The organism is Microbulbifer sp. JSM ZJ756 (assembly GCF_044383805.1).
Classification (GTDB): domain Bacteria; phylum Pseudomonadota; class Gammaproteobacteria; order Pseudomonadales; family Cellvibrionaceae; genus Microbulbifer; species Microbulbifer zhoushanensis.
This window is the reverse complement of sequence record NZ_JBISER010000002.1, coordinates 1-23,782: the sequence shown is the minus strand read 5'-3', so window position 1 is coordinate 23,782 and position 23,782 is coordinate 1. Positions and strand designations below refer to the sequence as shown.

The 23,782-nt window shown below is 61.5% G+C and carries 19 protein-coding genes; 10 read left to right on the top strand and 9 right to left on the bottom strand.

From position 1 onward, the window contains the following. Nucleotides 1-122 precede the first annotated feature (122 nt). Nucleotides 123-1,046, bottom strand: a complete 924-nt coding sequence (gene prmB, locus ACH6CX_RS04045; RefSeq protein WP_396674892.1) for a 50S ribosomal protein L3 N(5)-glutamine methyltransferase — start codon at nucleotides 1,044-1,046, stop codon at nucleotides 123-125. A 174-nt stretch (nucleotides 1,047-1,220) separates the two neighbouring features. Between prmB and folE the strand changes: the two genes are divergently transcribed. Together folE and ACH6CX_RS04035 are read left to right on the top strand one after the other, a co-directional pair. Beyond that, on the top strand, nucleotides 1,221-1,760 hold the full coding sequence (gene folE, locus ACH6CX_RS04040; RefSeq protein ID WP_232941447.1) for a GTP cyclohydrolase I FolE: 540 nt from the start codon (nucleotides 1,221-1,223) through the stop codon (nucleotides 1,758-1,760). Between the two features lie 132 nt (nucleotides 1,761-1,892). Further along, on the top strand, nucleotides 1,893-2,237 hold the full coding sequence (locus tag ACH6CX_RS04035) for a 5-carboxymethyl-2-hydroxymuconate Delta-isomerase (protein WP_232941446.1): 345 nt from the start codon (nucleotides 1,893-1,895) through the stop codon (nucleotides 2,235-2,237). 532 nt (nucleotides 2,238-2,769) lie between these two features. Here the strand turns inward: ACH6CX_RS04035 and ACH6CX_RS04030 are convergent. From ACH6CX_RS04030 to ACH6CX_RS04000, 7 genes are all read right to left on the bottom strand, one after another. Further along, on the bottom strand, nucleotides 2,770-3,639 hold the full coding sequence (locus ACH6CX_RS04030; RefSeq protein WP_232941445.1) for an alpha/beta fold hydrolase: 870 nt from the start codon (nucleotides 3,637-3,639) through the stop codon (nucleotides 2,770-2,772). Nucleotides 3,640-3,765: 126 nt separating this feature from the next. Beyond that, nucleotides 3,766-4,221, bottom strand: coding sequence for a phosphohistidine phosphatase SixA (gene sixA, locus ACH6CX_RS04025; protein ID WP_232941444.1), 456 nt, complete (start codon nucleotides 4,219-4,221; stop codon nucleotides 3,766-3,768). 57 nt (nucleotides 4,222-4,278) lie between these two features. Then, the gene (locus tag ACH6CX_RS04020; protein WP_232941443.1) at nucleotides 4,279-4,920 is read right to left on the bottom strand and encodes a DUF4389 domain-containing protein; all 642 of its coding nucleotides are present in this window, start codon (nucleotides 4,918-4,920) and stop codon (nucleotides 4,279-4,281) included. A 13-nt stretch (nucleotides 4,921-4,933) separates the two neighbouring features. Beyond that, on the bottom strand, nucleotides 4,934-5,968 hold the full coding sequence (locus ACH6CX_RS04015) for an NAD(P)H-dependent glycerol-3-phosphate dehydrogenase (RefSeq protein WP_232941442.1): 1,035 nt from the start codon (nucleotides 5,966-5,968) through the stop codon (nucleotides 4,934-4,936). A 272-nt stretch (nucleotides 5,969-6,240) separates the two neighbouring features. Continuing rightward, nucleotides 6,241-8,160 (bottom strand): molecular chaperone HtpG, encoded by a 1,920-nt coding sequence (htpG, locus tag ACH6CX_RS04010; RefSeq protein WP_232941441.1) that lies wholly within the window; start codon nucleotides 8,158-8,160, stop codon nucleotides 6,241-6,243. A gap of 114 nt (nucleotides 8,161-8,274) precedes the next feature. Next, on the bottom strand, nucleotides 8,275-9,471 hold the full coding sequence (locus tag ACH6CX_RS04005; protein WP_232941440.1) for a serine hydrolase: 1,197 nt from the start codon (nucleotides 9,469-9,471) through the stop codon (nucleotides 8,275-8,277). 234 nt (nucleotides 9,472-9,705) lie between these two features. Next, entirely contained in the window at nucleotides 9,706-10,308 is a 603-nt protein-coding gene (locus ACH6CX_RS04000) for a peroxiredoxin (protein ID WP_232941439.1), read from the bottom strand. 387 nt (nucleotides 10,309-10,695) lie between these two features. On the opposite strand from ACH6CX_RS04000, the gene ACH6CX_RS03995 reads away from it, so the two are divergent. The 3 genes from ACH6CX_RS03995 to bfr all read left to right on the top strand — a co-directional run bounded on the left by ACH6CX_RS03995 (nucleotide 10,696) and on the right by bfr (nucleotide 13,253). Then, nucleotides 10,696-10,908 carry a bacterioferritin-associated ferredoxin gene (locus ACH6CX_RS03995; RefSeq protein ID WP_232941438.1) on the top strand — a complete coding sequence of 71 codons (213 nt, stop codon included), beginning with the start codon at nucleotides 10,696-10,698 and terminating at the stop codon, nucleotides 10,906-10,908. 196 nt (nucleotides 10,909-11,104) lie between these two features. Further along, a complete protein-coding gene (locus ACH6CX_RS03990; protein ID WP_396674887.1) occupies nucleotides 11,105-12,418 on the top strand; it encodes a DUF2254 domain-containing protein in 1,314 nt (437 codons plus the stop codon). Nucleotides 12,419-12,770: 352 nt separating this feature from the next. After that, the gene (gene bfr, locus ACH6CX_RS03985; protein WP_232941436.1) at nucleotides 12,771-13,253 is read left to right on the top strand and encodes a bacterioferritin; all 483 of its coding nucleotides are present in this window, start codon (nucleotides 12,771-12,773) and stop codon (nucleotides 13,251-13,253) included. A 518-nt stretch (nucleotides 13,254-13,771) separates the two neighbouring features. Here the strand turns inward: bfr and grxD are convergent. After that, the gene (gene grxD / locus ACH6CX_RS03980) at nucleotides 13,772-14,104 is read right to left on the bottom strand and encodes a Grx4 family monothiol glutaredoxin (protein ID WP_232941435.1); all 333 of its coding nucleotides are present in this window, start codon (nucleotides 14,102-14,104) and stop codon (nucleotides 13,772-13,774) included. Between the two features lie 271 nt (nucleotides 14,105-14,375). Here grxD and ACH6CX_RS03975 point away from each other — a divergent pair, with 271 nt between their 5' ends. The 5 genes from ACH6CX_RS03975 to ACH6CX_RS03955 all read left to right on the top strand — a co-directional run bounded on the left by ACH6CX_RS03975 (nucleotide 14,376) and on the right by ACH6CX_RS03955 (nucleotide 23,296). Continuing rightward, the gene (locus ACH6CX_RS03975; protein ID WP_396674884.1) at nucleotides 14,376-15,560 is read left to right on the top strand and encodes an aspartate aminotransferase family protein; all 1,185 of its coding nucleotides are present in this window, start codon (nucleotides 14,376-14,378) and stop codon (nucleotides 15,558-15,560) included. Nucleotides 15,561-15,619: 59 nt separating this feature from the next. After that, nucleotides 15,620-16,534, top strand: coding sequence for an ornithine carbamoyltransferase (gene argF, locus ACH6CX_RS03970; protein WP_232941433.1), 915 nt, complete (start codon nucleotides 15,620-15,622; stop codon nucleotides 16,532-16,534). A gap of 984 nt (nucleotides 16,535-17,518) precedes the next feature. After that, complete coding sequence (locus tag ACH6CX_RS03965) at nucleotides 17,519-20,458, top strand: ribonucleoside-diphosphate reductase subunit alpha (RefSeq protein ID WP_232941432.1); 2,940 nt, start codon at nucleotides 17,519-17,521, stop codon at nucleotides 20,456-20,458. A gap of 650 nt (nucleotides 20,459-21,108) precedes the next feature. Continuing rightward, the gene (locus ACH6CX_RS03960; RefSeq protein ID WP_237063920.1) at nucleotides 21,109-22,374 is read left to right on the top strand and encodes a ribonucleotide-diphosphate reductase subunit beta; all 1,266 of its coding nucleotides are present in this window, start codon (nucleotides 21,109-21,111) and stop codon (nucleotides 22,372-22,374) included. Between the two features lie 424 nt (nucleotides 22,375-22,798). Then, a complete protein-coding gene (locus tag ACH6CX_RS03955; RefSeq protein WP_396674881.1) occupies nucleotides 22,799-23,296 on the top strand; it encodes a hypothetical protein in 498 nt (165 codons plus the stop codon). Nucleotides 23,297-23,782 lie beyond the last annotated feature (486 nt).

Sequence of the window (23,782 nt, the reverse complement as noted above, 5' to 3'; positions counted from 1 at the left end):
GACTTCCGCTCAGTCTTCAGTGATTTGTTCGGTGCCCGGGCATTCCACGTGCATTTATCGGGCAAAGGCGGGGCATTATAGAGGATTGCGCCGACTTGTGCCGGCGCGCAATCCCCTGCGGCTCAGCTGGCCTCGAACTGAGGGCGGTAGGCCAGCAGGTCCTCGCGGCTGATGACGAACACGCCATGGCCGCCATCGGCGAACTCCGGCCACATAAACGGCACCCCGGGGAAGGTCCGCTCCAGCGCCTCCCAGCTGTTGCCCACCTCGCACACCAGCAACCCGTCCGGCTGCAGGTGGTCGGCCGCCTCCAGCAACAGGCGACGGGTGAAATCCAGCCCGTCGTCGCCGGAGCCCAGGGCAATCTCCGGTTCAGCGCGGTATTCCGCCGGCATCTCCGCCAGGTCGCGAGCATCCACATACGGCGGGTTGCACACGATCAGCTCATAACTGCAGCCCTCCAGCCCGTCGAACAGGTCAGACTGCACGGCGCGCACGCGCTCGTTCAGCTGGTGGCGGTTGATATTGACCTGCGCCACTTCCACCGCGCCGGAAGAGATATCGCTGAGGTCGACCCGCGCCTCCGGGAAGGCATCGGCGCAGGCAATACCAATACAGCCACTGCCGCAGCACAGGTCGAGGATCGCCAGCGGCTCGACCTGCAGCCAGGGCTCGAAGCCACTGCGGATCAGCTCGCCGATGGGCGAGCGCGGCACCAGTACGCGGCTGTCCACATAGAAGGTCATACCGCAGAAATGCGCTTCATGGGTCAGGTAGGGGGCCGGCAGGCGCTCCTGCACGCGCCGCTCGAGAATCGCCATCACCTCACGGCGCTCCTCCATGGCCAACCGCGCCTGCAGCACCTCGGGCTTGCTGTCCATGGGCAGGTGCAGCGTATGCATCACCAGCAGCAGGGCCTCGTCCCAGGCATTGTCGGTGCCGTGGCCGAACCAGAGACCGGCTTCCCCGAATCGGCTGGCGCCCCAACGCACAAAGTCCAGCAGGGTCTGCAGCTCGTGCAGGGAGGCCTCACGCTTCTCGATCATTCACTCTATCCTTTTTACTGACTGGGCCGGGGCGGAATTACGCCCCGGCAATGATCCACTGGCCCTGGCGCAGAGTAAAACATCCCTGGCCGCCCGGCGGTTCTTTACTCAAACATGACAAAAGCTTAGGGTAGCGCACCCGCCCCTCGGGCTGAGATATTGGAACTGGACCAGATGAACGAACACTACGCGCGAATTATTGAGGCAATCGGCGAAGATCCGCAACGCCCGGGCCTGAAGGACACCCCCAAGCGCGCCGCCAAGGCGATGCAATACCTGACCCAGGGCTACCAGCAATCGCTGGACGATATCGTCAACGAGGCCATCTTCCCCTCCGACTGCAGTGAGATGGTACTGGTCAAGGATATCGAGCTCTACTCCCTGTGCGAGCACCACCTGCTGCCGTTTATCGGCAAGGCACACGTGGCCTATATCCCCAACGGCAAGGTGCTGGGCCTGTCCAAGGTGGCGCGCATCGTCGATATGTTCGCCCGGCGCCTGCAGATCCAGGAACAGCTCACCGTGGAGATCGCCGAGACCATCCAGGATGTCACCGGCGCGGCCGGCGTCGGCGTGATCATCGAGGCCAAGCATATGTGCATGATGATGCGCGGCGTGGAGAAACAGAATTCGGTAATGAAGACCTCCGCCATGCTGGGTTCCTTCCGCAGCCAGCAGGCCACCCGGACCGAATTCCTGTCCCTGATTCGCTAAAATGCGTTAACGCGGCGCAGGGAAGCGCGGCGATGGAGCTGTCGCGCTCACCGCTGCGCAGTGAACCTGTAAAGAGTGCCACGGGGGCCGCACAGAGATATCGCGCGGCCCCAGTATTCACGGAGAGAAACCATGCCCCACCTGGTGATCGAGTACGCTGAGAAGCTGGAAGACCATATTTCCATCCCGGCACTGGTCAGCACCGCGCAGGAGGCCATGAACCGCTCCGGCCTGTTCGCCCCCCACACCATCAAGACCCGGGCGCTGCCCTACCGGCACTTTATCGCCGGGGAGAAGGGAGGCAGCTTTATCCACGCGGAAGTGCGCCTGCTGGATGGGCGCAGCGAGCGCGAGCGGGAAGAGCTCAGCTCCGCGGTCTTCAACGCCCTGTGCCAGTTCGCCGACGGTGTGCCGGCGGTCACGGTGGAGGTGCGGGAGATGGACCAGGGCTGCTATTCCAAGCGCCTGCCGTTCTGAGCCGGGACGCCTGCTAGCCATCCAACCCTGTGGTCTCGCGGCCAGGGGCCGCTCCTACGGGTACCTGCCCGAACCAGGCCCGTAGGGGCGCACCTTGTATGCGCCCGGGTGGCCCCCCATCCCCTCGCCCAACCCCGGCCACCTCGAGAACCCGAAACCGGATCGGACAACGCAAAAGCATCCTGACGAGCCCTGGGCGCACACAAAGTGCGCCCCTACACAGTTCGTGGCAATGACGACAGGAAAAAATTTAAGGGCGGCCCCTGAATGCGCCCGGGCGCCACGACACCCACGGTGTAAACATCATCCCCTATCCCCCTTGCCGGCATCCGGGATGACAAAAATGGTGACGCCGGACGAACGGCCGGGACCGTAGGGGCGCACCTTGTGTGCGCCCGGGACGGCAGGAAGGAATCCCCTTGCTTGAGAGGGCGAACACAAGGTTCGCCCCTACGGACTATCTCGCTGCAGCCTCAGCAAACCTACCGAATCGCAAAACCGGACGGACCGCAGGGGCAGAACAGGCGCGGGATCATTCGCCGCGCAGGAAGGGGCCGAACCACTCGGCGATTTCTTCCGCGCCCTCTTCCATATGCAGGTGGTGGCCGCCGTGCATCTCGCGCACGGCAATATTGGGAAACTGCTGTAGCAGTGGCCGCATCCTCTCGGGCATCCCCTCGATACCATCCATTGCCAGCACCAGCCGCACGGGAATCTCCGCTTGCTGGATACTCTCCAGGAAAGCGCGCACCTGGTCGCTGGTGAGCTTGCCGGTGGAAGTGGCCTTGAGGCGCGGGTCACTGCTCCAGGTGAAACCGTCAGCACTGGCGCGCGTGCCACGCTCGACGATGGCGCGGGCAGCTTCCCGGCTCAACTTGAACATACCGTTGCGGCGCGCCTCGGTGGCCTCGGCCAGGCTGGTGAACTGCCGCGGTCGCACGGCGCCATAACGGGCGCGCTGGGCGATGGCACGGGCAAGATTCTCCGGTGCCTCCTCCGCCCTGGCCGGCGGCGGCACCAGCCCATCCACAAGGGCCAGCCGCTCCACGCGGTTGGGGAAAGTGCCGGCGGTGAGCATGGAAGATACCGCCCCGCGCGAATGGCCGAGCAGGGAGAACCGGCGCCAGCCGAGTGCCTCACTGACCCCGATCACGTCTTCCACTTCCTCCCAGATGTTGTAATTGGCATCCCGGGAGCGATGGTAGCTCTGCCCGTGGCCGGCCATATCGATCGCCACCAGGTCGATCCCGCCCAGCAGCGGCGCCAGCCGGTCAAAGCTTGCACAGTTGTCGAGCCAGCCATGCAGGGCCAGCACCGGCACGCCATCGGGATCGCCCCAGCGTCGGGCGGCAATAGTCTTGTGATCGAATTCCAGGGTGATTTCGCGCGGGGATTCAGTCATGGGGCAACATCGTTAGAAACCAGCACCAGATAGTGCCGGGCCCGACCGGGACCGGCAATGACCTCCGGGGCCAGCATGGGTGTCGAGAGTGGACGCGGGGACAGGACGAATGGTGCGGCGTCCCGGCTAGACCTGCGGGTGCTGCAGCCAGGACAGGTCGGCGCAGCCGTTGGCCCAGACCTCGGCTTCCAGGCAGGCCAGGCTGGAGGTGCCCATGGGATGTGCCCCGGGACTGCCGCAGAGGCCGTTGACCAGGGAGCCCACCAGCGGCTGGTGGCTCACCAGCAGCAGCGGGAAGAGTGCCGCGCGGCCCAGGGCTTCCAGCACCTCCCGCGGATCGGTATCGCCCACCAGCAGGGGCTGGGTGTCCACAGGCTGCCGCAGACGGCCGGCGACAATCTGCGCGGTCTGCTGGGTACGCACAAACGGGCTGGCCCAGATGGCGCGCACCTGCGCCAGCTCTTCGGCGCGTCGGTCGCAGATCCAGGCCACCTGTGCCCGGCCGCGATCGGTAAGCTGGCGCTCACTGTCCTCGCCCACCATCGGCTCGGCCTCGCCGTGGCGCAATATCAGTAGCTGCACGCTGAACCTCCCTGTTTCGCCACTGGCGGGGGCTGAGCCCCGCCGGATGGCTACGGACTACTTGTCGCTGTCGTCGTCCTTCCCGGTCTCCTTCTCCGGCTCCTTGCCCTTGTCGGCGCCGGCCTTGTCGCTGCTTTTGGTGGAACTGCCGGATCCACTGGACTTGGTCGAGCTGGACTTCGAAGAGCTGGACTTCGACGAACTGCTTTTGCTGGAGCTGCCCTTGCCGGTGCCGCCGGAGGCGCTCTTTTTGGCCGCCCCCTTGCTGGTGGATGCGGCGGGTTTGTCTTCGCCCTCGTCCTTCCCGGCACCCAGGGAGATGGGATCGTACACGCTCTGCCCCTGGGGCTCTTCATCGTCTTCGGAGACCACTTCGCCGTTTACTTCCTCGGCACTTTCATAGCCGGACAGGTCCTCGATGTCGGACTCGGGCCACTCGGCAAACGGGAAAGGTTTCTCTTCGGTGTTGTACACCAGGAATTGCAGGGTCTGGTACACGAAAGACGCGATCTGGTCCCCCAGGCGGCGCAGGTTGTCATTGGGGCCGCCGGAAAGAATCGAGAACAGGAACTGCAGTATCACCACCGCCAGCATGACGAAGCCGGCGATTTCCAGCAGCACTACGAACAGCACCATGTACAACAGGCGCATCCAGTGGTTGCCGGAGGTGATGTTTTTTTTCAGTTCTTCATTATCCATATTGTCTTTGCCCCTAGGGTTTAGCCGAATAGGCTACATCGAACGTTTGCGCGCCCGACATCAAATCGCGTATTACCTCCGGGATCGGGCGCTCTTCAAATAATATGGCGTGAATAGCGGAAACCAAGGGCATGTAGACGCCCAATTCATCCGCTTTGTGCTTAATCAGCCGAACCGTGTTCACGCCCTCGGCGACCTGACCGATTTCTGCGACAGCCTCCTCCAGGGCCCGGCCCCGTCCCACCAGGTAACCCACCCGGTAGTTGCGGCTCAGGTCCGAGGAACAGGTGAGGATCAGGTCCCCTACCCCGGCCAGCCCGATAAAGGTCATGGGATCGGCTCCCATCGCCTCGGCAAAGCGCATCATTTCCGCCAGCGCGCGGGTGATCAGCAGGCTGATGGTGTTCTGCCCGCGATCCAGCGCCACTGCCATGCCGGTGACGATGGCATAAATATTCTTCAGTGCCCCCGCCAGCTCCACGCCGAACACGTCGTTGCTGGAGTAGACCCGGAACGTCTCGGAATGCAGCACTTTCTGGATGGTGCTGCAAAGTTCCTCGTCCTCACTCGCGATCACGGTGGCGGTGTAGTGATCCGCGACAATCTCTTTCGCAAAATTCGGGCCGCTCAGCACCCCCACACGCATATCCGTGGTTTCCTCGCGCAGGATATCGCTCATCAGGTGGAAGCTGTCATGCTCGATACCCTTGGTAGTGGAAATCAGCATGGTGCCGGTGTCCAGCATGGGGGCAACGCGCTGCACCACCTCACGGAAAGACTTGCTGGGAATCGCCACGAATACAATCTGGCAACCGGCCAGTGCTTCCTCCAGGTCGCTGGTGACTTTCAGCTCCGGGTGCAGGGTGACACCGGGCAGGTAATAACGGTTCTCCCGCAGGTTGCGGCAGCTCTCCGCACGCTCTGGGTCGCGCATCCACTGGCGGGTATCGTGGCCGTTGCCGGCGACAATATTGGCAATCGCGGTACCGAAACTGCCGCCGCCCAGTACGGCAATGGAAAAGGGCTTAGAAGTTTCCGTCTGTGTCATACCTGTCCGATGGAATTGAGTAAGGGAATGGTAGTTGTTGTCGTCGAGCGGATTATAGAGGTCGAGCTGGCCCAGCCCAACGCGGGCGGGAAAAAAAAGTGATTATCGGTCAGTTTCCGCGCAGGCGGTGTGACCTGGCGGGCAAATCGAGCAAAAATCAAACAGGGCGGGGGTACATGGAGCGCGGCGCCAGGCCGGCGCGGGTGCGGGAAAATAAAAACCGCCGGCCCTTTCAGTCGGGACCGGCGGTCGCAAGCGGCGAAGCGGCTGCCTTAAGTGTTCAGCTCCAGCAGCAGCGCGTTCAGGCGGCGCACATAATCGGCCGGGTCCGTCAGCTGGTTGCCCGCTGCCAGGTTGGCCTGGTCCAGCAGGATATTGGTGAGGTCGGCGAAGCGGTCCTCATCCTGTTCCTGGTCCAGCCGCTGCACCAGCGGATGTGAGGGGTTCAGCTCGAAGATCGGCTTGGCTTCCGGCAGGGACTGGCCGGCCTGCTCGAGGATGCGGCGCATCTGCGGCCCCAGGTCCTGCTCGCTCACCACCAGGCACGCCGGTGAATCCACCAGGCGGGTGGTTGCGCGCACGTCCTCAACGCGGTTTTCCAGCACTTCCTTGACCCGCTCCACCAGCGCACCGGCGTCTTTCTCCACCTTCTCACGCTCGGCCTTGTCCTCGTCGGTCTCCGCCTCGCCCAGGTCCAGTGCGCCCTTGGCCACGTCCTGGAACGGCTTGCCATCGAACTCGGTCATATGGCCCACAAACCACTCATCCACCTGGTCGGTGAGCAGCAGCACCTCGATGCCCTTCTTGCGGAATACTTCCAGGTAGGGGCTGGACTTGGCAGTGGCAAAGTTGTCGGCGGCCACGTAGTAGATGTACTTCTGGCCATCCTGCATGCGGCCGGTGTAATCCTCCAGGGACTGGTCCTGCTTCGGCTCGTCGGTGTGAGTGGTGGAGAAACGCAGCAGCTTGGCGATTTTCTCCTTGTTGACGAAGTCTTCCGCCGGACCCTCTTTCAGTACATTGCCGAACAGGTTCCAGAATTTCTGGTATTCATCCGCGTCCTTCTTCGCCAGCTTGGACAGCATGTCCAGCACGCGCTTGGTCAGTGCGCTCTTGATGGCATCGGTGTTGCGGTCCTTCTGCAGGATCTCGCGGGACACGTTCAGCGGCAGGTCGTTGGAATCCAGCACGCCCTTGACGAAACGCAGGTACAGCGGCAGGAACTGCTCGGCGTCATCCATGATAAAGGTGCGCTGCACATAGAGTTTCAGGCCGCGGGAGGCATCGCGCTGGTACAGGTCGAACGGTGCGCGACCGGGGATATACAGCAGGCTGGTGTAATCCAGCGTGCCCTCGACACGGTTGTGGCTCCAGGTCAGGGGGTCGTCGAAGTCATGCGCGATATGCTTGTAAAACTCGCGGTACTCCTCGGCCTTGATATCGCTGCGCGGACGGGTCCACAGGGCCTGGGCGGCGTTGACAGCCTCGAACTCCGGCGCCTTGTCTTCCGGTTTCTCTTCCTCGTCCCCGGCCGCAGGCGCTTCCTCCTTCAGCATCTCCACCGGGATGGCGATGTGGTCGGAGTATTTCTTGATGATGGAGCGCAGGCGCCAGCCATCGGCAAATTCGCTGGCGTCATCTTTCAGGTGCAGCACCACGCGGGTTCCGCGCTGCGGCCACTCCACGTTCTCGACGGTGTACTCGGCCTCGCCGTGGCACTCCCAGTGCACGCCCTGGGCGGTATCGGCGCCGGCGCGACGGGTGAACACCTCCACCTTGTCGGCGACGATAAAGGCGGAGTAGAAACCCACCCCGAACTGGCCGATCAGGTGGGCGTCCTTCTGCTGGTCGCCGGTGAGGTTCTGCAGGAAGCTGGCCGTGCCGGAACGGGCGATGGTACCCAGGTTCTCGATCACCTCGTCGCGGCTCATGCCGATGCCGTTATCGGAAATGGTGAGGGTACCGGCGTCCTTGTCGAACTCGATGCGAATATGCAGGTCGGGATCTTCTTCCAGCAGCTCCGGCTTCGCCAGCGCCTCAAAGCGCAACTTGTCGGCGGCGTCGGAAGCATTGGATACCAGCTCGCGCAGGAAAATCTCCTTGTTGGAGTACAGCGAGTGGATCATCAGGTGCAGCAGCTGCTTGGCTTCCGTCTGGAAACCGTGGCTCTCTTTCTGGGCCTCGACGGTCATGGATAGGTCTCCCCTGTCACTTCATTCTGAACAGGGGGCTATATTGGGCCGCGGCCCGCGGTTTCAAGGGCCGCGGGGCCGGGGAAGAGAGGGGAATAGCAGACCGGGAAGTCGCTACTCGCCGGCCAGGGCGGTGGCCAGGTTGCCGTTACCGGTGATATCCACCACGAAATTGGCGGTCAGGTCGGAGATGACGCGCGACTCGGCGTTCATCAGGATAACAATGCCGATCTTGAGCTTCTCCGAATAGGCCACGGCGGCGCGGAATCCGGCCACCCAGCCACCGTGGTAGATGATGCGGTCGTCGCCGATGGTATACAGGCGCCAGCCCAGGCCGTAACCGGCATGGGACAGGTAGTCACGCCAGATGCGGTGGCGCATGTGACGGCGGGTTTCCACCCGCTCGGTGGTGATGTCGGCGATCACCTCCGGCGACAGCACCTTGGGGTAGTAGCCCATCTGTGCCTTCAGCCACTGGGCCATATCGGAGATGCTGGCGTTCACGCCCGCCGCCGGCCCGGCGTAGTAGTACTCCTTCTCGACTTTTACCGGGCGCCAGCCGCGGCCGGTCTGCACATGGGGCGCGGCGCGGTTGTCCGACGCCATAAAGCGCTCCCAGCCCAGGGAGGCATTGTCCATCTTCAGCGGGGAGAAGAAACGGTTGTCCAGCTGGCGCTCGTAGGACACCCCGGTGGCCTTCTGGATCACATCCTCGATCAGGCTGAAGAGGACATTCTGGTAGCCGTAACACTTGCCCGGGGTGCAGCGCGGGTCGATATTGGCGAACTTGGGCAGGATCTTGCTGAGCGGCTGGTCATCTTCCAGGTAGTTGTCATAGGCATTCGGGGTCAGGCCCGAGGAGTGGCTCAGCAGGTGCTCCACCTGCAACTGCTTGGACAGGGACGGGGTCTTGAAGCGCAGCTCCGGCACATAGCGCACCACCTTGTCGCCCCAGTCGAATTTCTGCTCGTGCTCCAGCACCGCGGCCATGCTGGAGGCGAAGGTCTTGGAGACCGAGGCCAGGCGGAACACGGTGTTGTTATCCACCTTCGCCCGCTTGCCCTTGACCCGCACGCCATGGGTATCCATGGCCACCACCTCGTTGCCGCTGACGATCACGTAGGCGGCACCGGGGATCCCGTTCTTTTTCATCAGGCTATGGAAATAGCGATCGAATTGCCGGGCACTGGCATCGATATCCGCCGCCGTGGCGGGCAGCCAGAGACCGGCCAGCATCAGGAGCAGGCACCAGCGGACCGCACCCGGTCGACGCCAGCAGAGACAGATTGTGGTATGGATCAAGGATTTCATTGCCGTACTTCAGGCCGCCGCGGCAGGTCACAGTGTTTAAGTGTAAGACTAGCAGCGAACAGAAAAATTCTCCGGCTGTGCTGCCTGTCACGAAAACAGCGACATTGTAATCACAAATCGCGTGCGACGCATCGCTGCTGAAGTGTGCCCCAGGCACAAAAAAACCGCCCGGGGGCGGTTTCTGGCCTTCAGCAGCGTCCCCGGGATGCCCCGGGGCGCCAGGACGCATCAGGCTTACAGCTTCTCAGCGTTCTCGCTCAGGTAAGCGGCAACGCCTTCCGGAGAGGCGTTCATGCCCTTGTCGCCTTCCTGCCAGCCCGCCGGGCAGACTTCGCCGTGCTCCTGGTGGAACGCCAGGGCGTCGACCATACGCAGCATTTCGTCCACGTTACGGCCCAGCGGCAGGTCGTTGACTACCTGGTGACGTACCACACCTTCCTCGTCGATCAGGAAGGAGCCGCGGAAGGCTACACCGCCCTCGGACTCTACGTCGTAGGCCTGGCAGATCTCGTGCTTCACGTCGGCAACCAGGGAGTACTTGACCGGGCCGATGCCGCCATCGTTGACGGAGGTGTTGCGCCACGCGTTGTGGGAGAACTGGGAGTCGATGGAAACACCGATCACCTCGACGCCACGCTTCTTGAACTCCTCGAAACGGTGATCGAAAGCGATCAGCTCGGACGGGCATACGAAGGTGAAGTCCAGCGGGTAGAAGAAGATCACAGCCTTCTTGCCCTTGATGGTCTCGGCCAGGTTGAAGTCTTCAACGATCTCGCCGTTACCCAGTACCGCGGCAGCGGTGAAGTCCGGAGCAGGTTTGCCTACCAGAACTGCCATAAGAGCCTCCTCATTCCAGTGTTGGATTGGTAATTAAAATGTCGAAACGGTCAATTTATATACAGGAGTAATAAATTGCCATGGAATTGATAGTGGGCCGCAATGATACACAGCCACCCCGGCCAGTCCCATAGAAAATTTATATGGTGTCGATAGCAATGGATTCAATGCCCGGGGCCTGAATTCATGCCGGTGTGCCGACGGACTCCCCGGCGGGGCCCGACCCATCGGTCAGGGTTTCGCGACAATTGCCCTGTGGGTCATGTTTTAGCCAACTAGAATAAAAACCATGCATTCATGGAACCTTATTGACACTCATTCTCAATTGCAATACGATCCACACATCGTTCTTATTTGGGCATTGTGCGCCACAGGGTAGAAGCAGCCATGTACGTATGTATCTGTAAAGGCATTACCGACCGCCAGATCAAGGAAGCCGTGTATGACGGCTCTACCTCGGTCAAGGCCCTGCGTCGCCAGCTGGGCGTATCCTCGCAGTGCGGCCGCTGTGCCGAGCTCACCCAGGAGATCATCGAAGAAACCATGAGTGGCGGTGTTATCGCCAACGCCAACAGCGGCCTGTTCTATTCCGCCAGCTGATGTAATCCGGCGGCCACCCCCCGTGGTCGCCCGCTCCCTCCCCCGCTCCCAGGCCTTCCCCTCTCGCTCCCCCGGCCCTGATCCTTTACTGCATACGAGCCATCACACCAGGTTGCCGCCGCCGATAATGGCCCCGACAACAGTCGCTGCCGGTGCACTAAGCTAAGGAAACCTGCACGGCCACCAGTGGGACAGCATGCGGCATTCCCTCCAGCACCTGGGTGAACAACTGCGCACCAGTTTCCTGACGGTGCCGGCCAGTATGATTGTGCTGGCGATACTTCTCGCCATCGGCCTGCGGCTACTGGACAGCGCCGTCGATGTCGCCGGCGCTACCGGGATTGACTGGCTCAGCATCAGCGACGCCAACAGCGCCCGCGCCCTGCTCTCCACTATTGCCTCTTCCACCATTACCGTGGCCGGTACCGTCTTTTCCATTACGGTGGTGGCACTGACACTGGCCTCTAACCAATTCGGCCCGCGCGTGGTGCGCAATTTTGTCCGCGACCGCAGCACCCAGGTGGCACTGGGGATCTTTCTCGCCTCCTTTGTCTATGCGCTGGTCACCATCCGCAGCATCGATACGCTGGAAGACAACGTCAGCAACTATGACCTGGCCGTGCACGTGGCCATGCTGCTGGCCCTGGCCAGCATCCTGTTCCTGGTGTACTTCATCCATAACGTGGCGCTCACCATCCAGGTGGACAACATCACCCACCAGATCAACCAGGAGTTCCATCGCGCGATCGACCGCGAATACCCGCAGTCCCCGAAAGATATGGAAGGGCAGAAATTCGACGAGGACCGCCTGGAACTGGGCCAGGGCTGGATCAATATCCCCAGCGGCAGCGGCGGCTATGTGCAACTGGTCAACCGCCCGGCCCTGCAGGCCCTGGCGGAGAAATACGATTGCTGCCTGCAGATCACCTGCCACGCGGGAGCCTACGTCAATCACTGGGGTGTCATCGGGCGCATCTTCGACTCACCCGCCGATATGGATTCGCTGCTCACCGGCATTCACTCGGCGGTGGAAATCGGCTCCCAGCCAACCGCCGAACAGGATATTGTCTTTTCCATCCGGCAGCTGTCGCAGATTGCCGTGCGCGCGCTGTCGCCGGGCGTCAATGATCCGTTCACCGCCTATACCTGTGTCGATCGACTGGTGGAGGGACTGGGCACGGTGCTGCAACGACCGGAACCGGGAAACTGCTTTACCGATGAGCTCGGCCGCCTGCGCCTGGTAACGCGGGAGCTGACCTTCGCCGACCTGCTGGATGCCTCACTCGATGAAATCTGTGAGCACGGCCGCGCCAATGGTGTATTCATGCGGCACCTGTTGAATTCCCTGTTGCGCCTGAGCCGTGCCTGCGGCCGCGGGCAGGACCGCCGCGCCATGCTCGCCTATGTGCGGCAGCTGGAAGAGGACTGCGAAACCTTTATCGAGAGCAGCAACGATTTGCAGGCGATCAAATCCCGCGTGGAGGAAATCGCCGTGCAGCTCACCAACTAGCAGCTGACCAAATAAAAGTCCCGCTGCCTGCCCTGCCAACCTGCGCCCGGCATTTTTCCGCGCACAGTAAATAAAAATGACTATCGACAAGGTTTTCGAAGGGCATCTAAAGAGGAATCATTTTCGTTCCGCTTTTCGGCCAAATTTGTGTTTCACCCTTTATATACAGTGTCTGCGTGAATTTTCGCTTCCCTTGACTTGCCGCTGACAGCACCGCAAACTCCACCGCATATGCGCTACCGACCCTACAATAAAATTACTGATAACTGACTGGCGGCGCGGAAGCACACAACTCACAACAGGATATTCCCGCGGGTGCACACCCGGCATCGCGGGCACAGGAGCAAAAGCTATGAAAGGCGATCCCAAGGTCATCGAACACCTCAACAAAGCACTGGGCAACGAGCTGGTGGCCATCAACCAGTATTTCCTGCATGCCCGCATGTATGACAACTGGGGCCTGAAAGAGCTGGGCAAAAAGGAATACGAAGAATCCATCGATGAAATGAAACATGCCGACTGGCTCATCGAGCGGATCCTGTTCCTGGAGGGCATCCCCAACCTGCAACACCTGGGCAAGCTGCTGATCGGCGAAGACCCACAGGAAATGCTCAAGTGCGACCTGAAGCTGGAATCCAAGGCCATCCCCGACCTGCGCGACGGTATCGCCTACTGTGAATCCGTGCGCGACTACGGCAGCCGCGAGCTGCTGGAGAAAATCCTCGAGTCCGAGGAAGAGCACGTGGACTGGCTGGAAAAGCAGCTGGAGCTGGTCGACATGGTAGGCCTGCAAAACTACCTGCAAACCCAGATGGAAAAAGCCTCCGACGAATAAGGGCTGTTTCCCGGGCGCACACAAGGTGCGCCCCTACGATCTTTTCCCGAATTACCCGGATCCATTGCCGATACCAACGACAGACCGTATCGGGTGACGGGATGCGCCCCCGCGCCGGACCCGGAAACCCGGCCGTAGGGGCGGACCTTGTGTCCGCCCTCCCCCAGCAACCCCAACCCCCTCCATCATTCCCCCGGCTTGACGCCAGGGACCAGGTCTCGTGGACACTGGTATTCGGGCGCACACAAGATGCGCCCCTACGTCAACCTGTTTTACCCGGTTATTACGGCAATACCCTCTCTACCATCATCCCACTGCGCCGGGGCCGGCGTTATGGGTGAACTGCCCCTGGGCGCACACAAGGTGCGCCCCTGCATCATTCCCCGGATCGGTTCGTTCCCCCGTAGGGGCGCACCTTGTGTGCGCCCTGCCCCGCCTGCATGGCACCGGCCCGGTTTGCGGGCATAAAAAAACCGCGGCACTGGCCGCGGTTTTTTCGTCCCGGGGACCGGCAAGGTTTACTCGCCGTCCTCGCTCTCGGCCGAGGCCTCTTCCACCAGGGTCTTCAGCTCGCCGCTCTCGTACATCTCCATGATGATGTCACAGCCGCCGACCAGCTCGCCCTTCACCCACAGCTGCGGGAAGGTGGGCCAGTTGGCGTACTTGGGCAGTTCAGAGCGGATATCCGGGTTGGACAGCACATCCACATAGGCAAAACGCTTGCCACAGGCCATCAGCGCCTGGGAGGCGCGCATGGAAAAGCCGCACTGGGGCGCGTTGGGGCTGCCTTTCATGTAGAGCAGGATGGCGTTGTCGGCGATCTGCTGCTTGATGTTCTCCATTGTGTCCATAGGGATAACTAACCTCGGGTAGTGGTACCGGTCGATAAATTGGGCGTTGCGCCGGCCGGGGGCAGTGGCGCGCTGGCCGGCATTGTACCCTAGTGTGTAGCCGCATACGAAAAACGCCAATTCCCGGCCTCCGCGACTATCCCGCCACTATCCTTGTGGTAGTATTGCCGGCCAACCCGGGGAAACTGCGGATTGAAGGCGACAATGCCGAATTTCCTGCGGCAACCGGCTCGACAGGCCTACAGGCAGATCAACAGGAGGAGACAGCAAAGTGGCCACCCCCGCACTGATGCAGAATTACGGCGAAAGGACCCTGACCCTGGTCAGGGGCGAAGGCAACTACGTGTGGGACGACAGCGGCCGACGCTACCTGGACGCCATCTCCGGTATCGCCGTTTGCGGCCTGGGGCACTGCCACCCGGCGGTCACCGCGGCGCTGCAGGACCAGGCCCACACCCTGCTGCACGTGTCCAACCTCTACAATATTCCCGCCCAGGAACAGCTGGCGGAAAAGCTGGTGGCCCTGTCGGGCATGGACAATGTGTTCTTCTCCAACTCCGGTGCCGAGGCCAACGAGGCCGCCATCAAGCTGGCGCGCAAGCTGGGCAACGCGCGCGGGCTGGCCTGCCCGCGCATCGTGGTAATGGAGCACGCCTTCCACGGCCGCACCCTGGCCACCCTCACCGCCACCGGCAACCCCGCCGCCCAGCAGGGCTTCGCCCCGCTGCCGGAGGGCTTCCTGCGGGTCCCCTTCAACGATGTCGCCGCCATCGAGGCACTGGCGGCGCAGCACGACGATATCGTCGCGGTGCTGGTGGAGCCGGTGCAGGGCGAGGGCGGCATCCGCGTCCCCGACAGCGACTACCTGCTGCGCCTGCGCCACCTGTGCAACGACCGCCACTGGCTGCTGATGCTGGACGAGATCCAGACAGGCAACGGCCGCACCGGCGAGTTGTTCGCCTACCAGCACGCCGGCATACTCCCTGATGTGGTCACCACGGCCAAGGGACTGGGCAATGGCGTACCCATCGGTGCCTGCCTGGCCAGCGGTGTGGCGGCGCAGCTGTTCGGCGCCGGCAGCCACGGCTCCACCTTCGGCGGCAACCCGCTGGCCTGCCGCGCCGCCCTGGCGGTGCTGGAAACCCTGGAGAACGAGGCGCTGGTAGAGCGCGCCGCTTCACTGGGGGCCAGCCTGCTGCAACAGCTGCGGGTGCAGCTGGGTGGCTGTGAGGCCGTGCACGATATCCGCGGGCTGGGCCTGATGGTGGGTATCGAGCTGGACCGCCCCTGCGGCGAACTGGTACAGCAGGCCCGCGCCCACGACCTGTTGATCAATGTCACCGCCGGCAACGTGCTGCGCCTGTTGCCGCCGCTGACACTCACGGACAGCGAGTGCCGCCAGGTGGCCGATACTGTCAGCACACTGGTCCTGCAATTCGCCCGCCAGGCGGCCTGAGGGACGCAACCGGCACAGACATAACAAACCGCCTGTATTAAAGAAGGGAGACAAGACCCATGGCGACCAGACATTTTCTCAGCCTGATGGACCTGAACAGGGAAGAACTCGACACGGTGATCGAGCGCGCCATTGAACTGAAGGCGCTGCGCGCCCAGGGCATCACCACCGAGCCGTTCCGCGACAAGGTACTGGGGATGATCTTCGAGAAGTCCTCCACCCGTACCCGCGTCTCCTTCGAGGCGGGCATGGCGCAGATGGGCGGCAGCGCCCTGTTCCTGTCCCCCCGCGACACCCAGCTGGGCCGCGGCGAGCCGATCGAGGACAGCGCCCGGGTGATCTCGCGCATGGTGGATATGGTGATGATCCGCACCTTCGGCCACAACGTGCTGGAGCGCTTTGCCGCCCACTCGCGGGTGCCGGTGATCAACGCCCTGTCGGACAGCTTCCACCCCTGCCAGCTGCTGGCGGATATCCAGACCTATGTAGAACATCGCGGCAGCCCCAGCGGCCGCGTGGTGGCCTGGGTCGGGGACGGCAATAATATGTGCCACTCCTATATCAACGCCGCGCGCCAGTACGATTTCGAGCTGCGCATCGCCTGCCCCGAGGGCTACGACCCGGATCAGTCCATCGTCGCCAGCGCCGGCGACCGGGTCACTATCGTGCGCAAGCCGGAAGATGCCGTGCGCGGCGCCGACTGGGTGGCAACCGATGTGTGGGCCTCCATGGGCCAGGAGACCGAACAGCACCAGCGCCTCAAGGCATTCGAGGGCTACCTGGTGGACCACGAGCTGATGAGCCACGCCAACAGCGAGGCGATCTTCATGCACTGCCTGCCCGCCCACCGCGGCGAGGAAGTGAGCGCCGAACTGCTGGAAGACGAAAACATTTCCGTGGTGTGGGACGAGGCGGAAAACCGCCTGCACGCCCAGAAGGCGCTGATGGAATTCCTGCAGGAAAACAGCAACTGATTTTCCCGCGTCACATTCCTTTGCGGTAACCCTTCACAGTAGTGAACCCAGGGCGCCCGCGCCGGTTGCACCGGCCGGGCGCTTTTTTTATGTTGGCGCCAGAAATGGTTTGAAAGCGTGAACCGCCCCGTGTAACTTGCCGCGCCCCGGCGGCGGGCAGGCATTCCCGGGTGTTCGTTTTTTGTGCACGGCGGGCCGAAGCTGGCCGGTTATTTTTCCACCGCCTTGGCCAACGCGCCCCGGCGCTCAAAAAACAACCGGCATAGATGATCAACAGTGCGAAACAGCTGGTGATTTTTACGCCACTGGCGCGCCCTTCATCGGCGCATAATGCCACGCAAAAATGGACGCCGTAGTACCACTTTGCTCACTGACTACACAGGTCAAAACAGTTATTGCCCAGGTTAATTTAGGGGCCCAAAACTATTAAAAAAAATTCTTAAAAACACCGGCTTTTCTTCACAGCTGGTCACCTTTTAGACACCACCAGCAACGGCGGGCGCTGGCGGCAGAGTAGCTACTGACCTTCACCGCCTACCCACAATTTATCCACAGATAACCCCCGAGTTATCCGCCTTGAAAATCGGCCTCTACCGCATTATCTTGTTGCGCAGTCGAGGGGCAACCCCAACATATAGGGTTTTACTCCCAACACAGCCCCAAGCTGACAGGGGCCGGTCAAGACTCTGCGCCAACCGGTTTGGCGCCACTCAGTCAGTCAGAAGTTTTCCAGATGAATCCAGAGGTACCCGGGCGGCATTGTTCCGCCACCGGCACCCGGATGTGTCGCGCCCAGAGGTAACAGGTCGGTGACCGGGAGCCACAGGTAATACGACACAGACGGGGGCACGGCCTGTTCGCCCTCCCCGCCCGCACCCACCGGTGACGGACGGGCAACCGGGGCGACGGGGACCCCGCGACAGGCCGCGCAGGTGACGCGGATAACAAGCGGAAATAACTCAGTAAATACTTGCGGAGATCTACATGCACACAGAGACAGGGCGCTCTCAGGCCGTTCCTTCCGAAAACGGCACTTCCAGGGATCAGGCCGGTAGCGACACCACCCTCGCCGCCACCGCGCCGGGACAGGTTCGCGTCATCAAGCGCAACGGCACCGTGGTGCCCTATGACGACAGCAAGATCTCCGTCGCTGTCACCAAGGCGTTTCTCGCCGTAGAGGGCGGCACCGCCGCCGCCTCCAGCCGCATCCACGAGAAAGTGCAGGAGCTGGTGGGCCAGATCAGCGCCACCTTCAAGCGCCGCATGCCCTCCGGTGGCACCATCCACATCGAGGAAATCCAGGACCAGGTGGAACTGGCCCTGATGCGCGCCGGCGAGCACAAGATCGCCCGCGACTACGTCCTCTACCGCGAGGAGCACGCCCGCCTGCGTGCCGAGAAGGGCCAGCAGGCAGAAGCCCCCGCCCAGGCCGCTGAGACCCACCCCAGCATCCGCGTGAAGCAGGAAGACGGCAGCATGCTGCCGCTGGACCTGGACCGCCTGCGCACCATCGTCGCCGAGGCCTGCGAGGGCCTGAAGGACGTGGACGGCGAGGCCATCCTGAGCGAGGCGCTGCGCAACCTGTACGACGGCGTCTCCCAGGAAGACATCAATACCGCGCTGGTGATCACCGCCCGCACCATGGTCGAGCAGGAACCCAACTACACCTACGCCACCGCCTGCCTGCTGCTGGACAAGCTGCGCGCCGAGGCCCTGCGTTTCCTGGGTGTGGCCAACGACGCCACCGCCCACGAGATGGAAGACCTGTACAGCCAGACCCTGGCCGCCTACGTGGAAAAAGGCATCGAGCTGGAGCTGCTGGACCCGGCCCTGGCCACCTTCGATCTGGAGAAACTGGGCTTCGCCATCAAGGGCGAGCGCGATCACCAGTTCACCTACCTGGGCCTGCAGACCCTGTACGACCGCTACTTCCTGCACAGCGACGACATCCGTTTCGAGCTGCCGCAGATCTTCTTCATGCGCGTCGCCATGGGCCTGGCCATCAATGAAGAAAACCCGAACGAGCGCGCGATCGAGTTCTACGACCTGCTGAGCTCCTTCGACTACATGAGCTCCACGCCCACCCTGTTCAACGCCGGCACCCTGCGCCCGCAGCTGTCCTCCTGCTACCTGACCACGGTGCCGGACGACCTGCACGGCATCTACGGCGCCATCCAGGACAACGCCATGCTGTCCAAGTGGGCCGGTGGCCTGGGTAACGACTGGACGCCGGTGCGTTCCCTGGGGTCCTACATCAAGGGCACCAACGGCAAGTCCCAGGGCGTGGTGCCGTTCCTGAAAGTGGCCAACGACACCGCCGTGGCGGTGAACCAGGGCGGCAAGCGCAAGGGCGCCGTGTGTGCCTACCTGGAAACCTGGCACCTGGATATCGAGGAATTCCTGGAGCTGCGCAAGAACACCGGTGACGACCGTCGCCGCACCCACGACATGAACACCGCCAACTGGGTACCGGACCTGTTCATGAAGCGCGTGTTCGAAGACGAGGAGTGGACCCTGTTCTCCCCGGCCACCTGCCCCGACCTGCACGACCTGGTGGGCACCGCCTTCGAGGAGCGCTACAAGCACTACGAGCAGCTGGCCGCCGAGGGCAAGCTGAAGCTGCACAAGAAAGTGCGTGCACTGGACCTGTGGCGCAAGATGCTGGGCATGCTGTTCGAGACCGGCCACCCGTGGATTACCTTCAAGGACAGCTGCAACCTGCGCAGCCCGCAGCAGCACGCCGGTGTGGTACACAGCTCCAACCTGTGCACCGAGATCACCCTGAACACCAAGGCGAACGACGAGATCGCCGTGTGCAACCTGGGCTCCGTGAACCTGGCCCAGCACATTGGTGAAGACGGCCAGCTGGACCGCGCCAAGCTGTCAAAGACCGTCAACACCGCCGTGCGCATGCTCGATAACGTCATCGACATCAACTACTACTCCGTGGACACCGCGCGCCAGTCCAACTTCCGTCACCGCCCGGTGGGCCTGGGCCTGATGGGCTTCCAGGACGCGCTGTACCGCGCCGGCATCTCCTACGCCAGCGACGAGGCGGTGCAGTTCGCGGACATCACCATGGAAGCCATCAGCTACGAGGCCATCTCCGCCTCCAGCGACCTGGCGGCCGAGCGCGGCAAGTACCAGAGCTACGACGGCTCCCTGTGGAGCCAGGGCATCCTGCCGCTGGACTCCATCAAGGTACTGGCGGAGCAACGCGGTGAGAAATACATCGAGCAGGACACCAACAGCACCCTCGACTGGGACAGCCTGCGCAGCAAGGTGAAAACCCAGGGCATGCGCAACTCCAACGTGATGGCGATCGCCCCCACCGCGACCATCGCCAACATCACCGGGGTTTCCCAGTCCATCGAGCCCACGTACCAGAACCTGTACGTGAAATCGAACCTGTCCGGCGAGTTCACCGTGGTGAACCCGTACCTGGTGCACGACCTGAAAGACCGCGGCCTGTGGGACCAGGTAATGGTCAACGACCTGAAATACTACGAGGGCTCGGTACAGAAGATCGAGCGCGTGCCGGCGGACCTGAAAGCCAAGTACGCCACCGCCTTCGAGGTGGAGCCGCGCTGGATCGTGGACGCCGCCAGCCGTCGCCAGAAGTGGATCGACCAGGCCCAGTCCCTGAACCTGTACATCGCCGGCGCCGACGGCCGCAAGCTGGACCTGACCTATCGCATGGCCTGGTACCGTGGCCTGAAGACCACTTACTACCTGCGCGCCCTGGCCGCCACCAGCACGGAAAAATCCACCGTGAACGGTGGCAACCTGAACGCGGTAAGCGCCGGCGCCACCAACGGCGCGGCAGCGGCAGCACCAGCCGCCGCCCCGGCCGCCGAACCGCAGGCAGCCCCGGTACCCCAGGCCTGTTCCCTGGACGACCCGGACTGCGAGGCCTGCCAGTAAGAAGTAGTAGTTTCCCCGCAAGGGGAAACCTGAAAGGCACCTTTAAAGGCACTTTCAGAAATCGTAGCGAGCGGGTGGCTGGTGGTGGCCGCCGGAGCGGAGGCAGCGGAGTGTATAGGTAATACATGAGCATGCCGACCGGGCTGGCGCACCAGCACCGCCGGACGCCGCCAGGCGCACGCGCAGTAGATTTATGAAGGTGCCGTAAAGTCTCTCGGGGGAGAGCGTCTAACCGCACTGCGGCTAAGACCATAAGCTGCGCCCCCGGTCCCCTGCCCTTCTATGGGGGAAGCGCGGGAAGTAACGGACCGGGGAGTGGCAGCACTCGAAACCCGAATGGTGAGAACCCGATTCCACCGCAAACTTGATCTGGCGCAGGAAGCCCTGCACCAGCCCGGGTTAAAAATAACCCGGACACAAATACTGCCCTGGTGCCTGGACCACCCCTGTGGCGTCAGCGCACCGGGGACGGGATTTCGGAAACGCAGACATACATCCCTGTAGCTCCGGCCGCGCCTTCCCTGGCGCGGACGGTTCCGAAACCCCGCCCCCGGCGCACTGACTTAACCCGCAGAACGGTGGCCACACCGGGGCAACAAGAATCGAACACACGCAGCAATTCACGCAGCAGAAAAGACGGAAAGGCCAATATGCTTAGCTGGGACGATCTCGAAACACCGTCACAAGAAAAGAAAAGCACTGAACCGCGACCGGCGCCGGAAACACTGCAACAGCAGGTGTCCGAACCGGCTGTCTCCTATGAGAGCCACGCCGCACCGGCGTCGCCCGCGGCCCAATCCACCGTTACCACCGCGCCGGCCTCCGACGCCGTGGCAGCGGCACGGGCCGCCGTAGCCGACATGGACCCGGCACCGGGCCTGGAAGAGCTGGAGATGGGCGCCGCCCGTATCGAGGTGGACGAGAAGCGCATCATCAACTGCCGCGCCGACCTCAACCAGCTGGTGCCCTTCAAGTACGACTGGGCCTGGCAGAAATACCTGGACGGCTGCGCCAACCACTGGATGCCGCAGGAAGTGAACATGAACAAGGACGTGTCCATGTGGAAAGACCCCGAGGGTCTGACCGAGGACGAGCGCCGCATCGTGGAATACTCCCTGGGCTACTTCTCCACCGCCGACAGCCTGGTGGCGAATAACCTGGTGCTGGCCATCTACCGCCACATCACCAACCCGGAGTGCCGCCAGTACCTGCTGCGCCAGTCCTTCGAGGAAGCCATCCACACCCACGCCTACCAGTACTGCGTGGAGTCCCTGGGCATGGACGAGGGCGAGGTATTCAACATGTACCGCGAGGTTCCTTCAGTAGCCAAGAAAGCCGCCTGGAGCCTCAAGCACACCCAGTCCATCGGCGACCCCAACTTCAGGACCGGCACCGTGGAAACCGACCAGGAGCTGCTGCGCAACCTGATCGCCTTCTACGCCGTGACCGAGGGCATCTTCTTCTACTGCGGTTTTACCCAGATCCTGTCCATGGGCCGCCGCAACAAGATGACCGGCGTTGCCGAGCAGTTCCAGTACATCCTGCGCGACGAGTCCATGCACCTGAACTTCGGCATCGACGTCATCAACCAGATCAAGCTGGAAAACCCGCACCTGTGGACCCCGGAGTTCCAGCAGGAAGTGGCGCAGATGATCCTGGAAGGCATGGAACTGGAAGTGGCCTACGCCCGCGACACCATGCCCCGCGGCGTACTGGGCATGAATGCCAACATGATGGAGGAATACCTCCACTTCATCGCCAACCGCCGCCTGAGCCAGCTGGGCCTGAAGGAACAGTTCCCGGGCGCCCAGAACCCCTTCCCGTGGATGTCCGAGATCATGGACCTGCGGAAAGAGAAGAACTTCTTCGAGACGCGGGTTATCGAATACCAGACCGGCGGTGCGCTTCAGTGGTAGTAGGAACAACCAAGAAGCAATAAACAGGGACAACTACAACAAGTAGTCGCTCACAGGAAGAGAGGTATTGAAAGCGGGCGAAAGCCCGCTTTTTTTGTATCCCACAATAGCGAGCCGAGCCCAAAATTAGTCAGGAACGTCAGGAAAAAGACCCAGATCACGAGACGCGTCGTGTATCTGCCCGAGGAGCCTCTCTAATCTATTGATTTTAAAGCGCATTCTCGGAGAAGAAAGGGTTAGTGGCTCAGCTGGATAGCAAGACGCATCACGTTTTTGCCTGAGCTGCCACCCTCGAAAAGGCTCTAATGTATTGAAAAATATGAGTTATCTGATAACACTCACGCATCACTATTTGTAGATAGACGACGAATGGATATATAGATGCGTCTTTTGAATAAACTGTTAGAGATCAAAGAGGGAATTCGTGCCCAACTGGGAGAAGTTAAATCATGCCTATGGCACTGCGGAGAACATTCCTGCATTGCTGGAAGCGATTTCCGTATTTCCTGATGAATCCTCCTACGATGAGGAGCCTTGGTTTTCTCTATGGAGTTGCCTCTATCACCAGGGCGATATCTACTCGGCGTCGTTTGCTGCTGTGCCTGAAATCGTTAAACGCCTAGCGGGCGATCCGCAGAAGGCATCTATCAGCTTCTTCGCGCTTCCGGCATCAATTGAAGTTGCTCGGTTCAAACAAGGGCTAGCTGTACCGGAAGAACTGGTGGCTGAATACTTTCATTCTCTTGCCGAACTTGGGCGAATTGCCGCTGCCATCATCGGTGCAGAAAAGAGTAACGCAATAAGCCGTGCTGCTTTGGCGGCTTTCGCGATCTCAGTTAAGGAACATGGCTACGCAGAAGTAATATTGGAAGTGTCTGGGGAAGAGGTGCCGGAAGCGCTCGAATGGTTTTTCGATCGGTGATCTCTAACAAGGCAATGTTGCGGGTTCGCTCCGCTCACCGCAAATCGCAGCGTTAGATTTTGTCGGCCTCGGAGTGATTGGCTTTTGGACTTTACCAGAATCTAACACCTGTATAGAAATACAGTAACGAAATATAAATTAACTGGACCAGTGGAATTACTTCTAAAAGGAAGATGACGAGCAAAAATTTTCTATGTTACCGTGAAGCGTTGCTTCCGCTCGCAAGCACGAGTGGTTGCGGACGTAAGCCTCACTTCACGGCAAGGCATTTTGCTGCATCTACTATCCCTTCCAGTAGTAACTTCACTTCCACACAGTTCGATAGGCCTTGCTTAAGCAGTGGCAATTTTACCCAGAGGTGAACCACAATGCTTTACAGTTCTATCTGGCTTAAATCTAACAAGACGCCGAACGAGTTCCTGCAAAAAGCGCAGGACTCGTTGGCTGTTCGTTAATGTGATCAACCTGTACCAATGAAAAAGTACG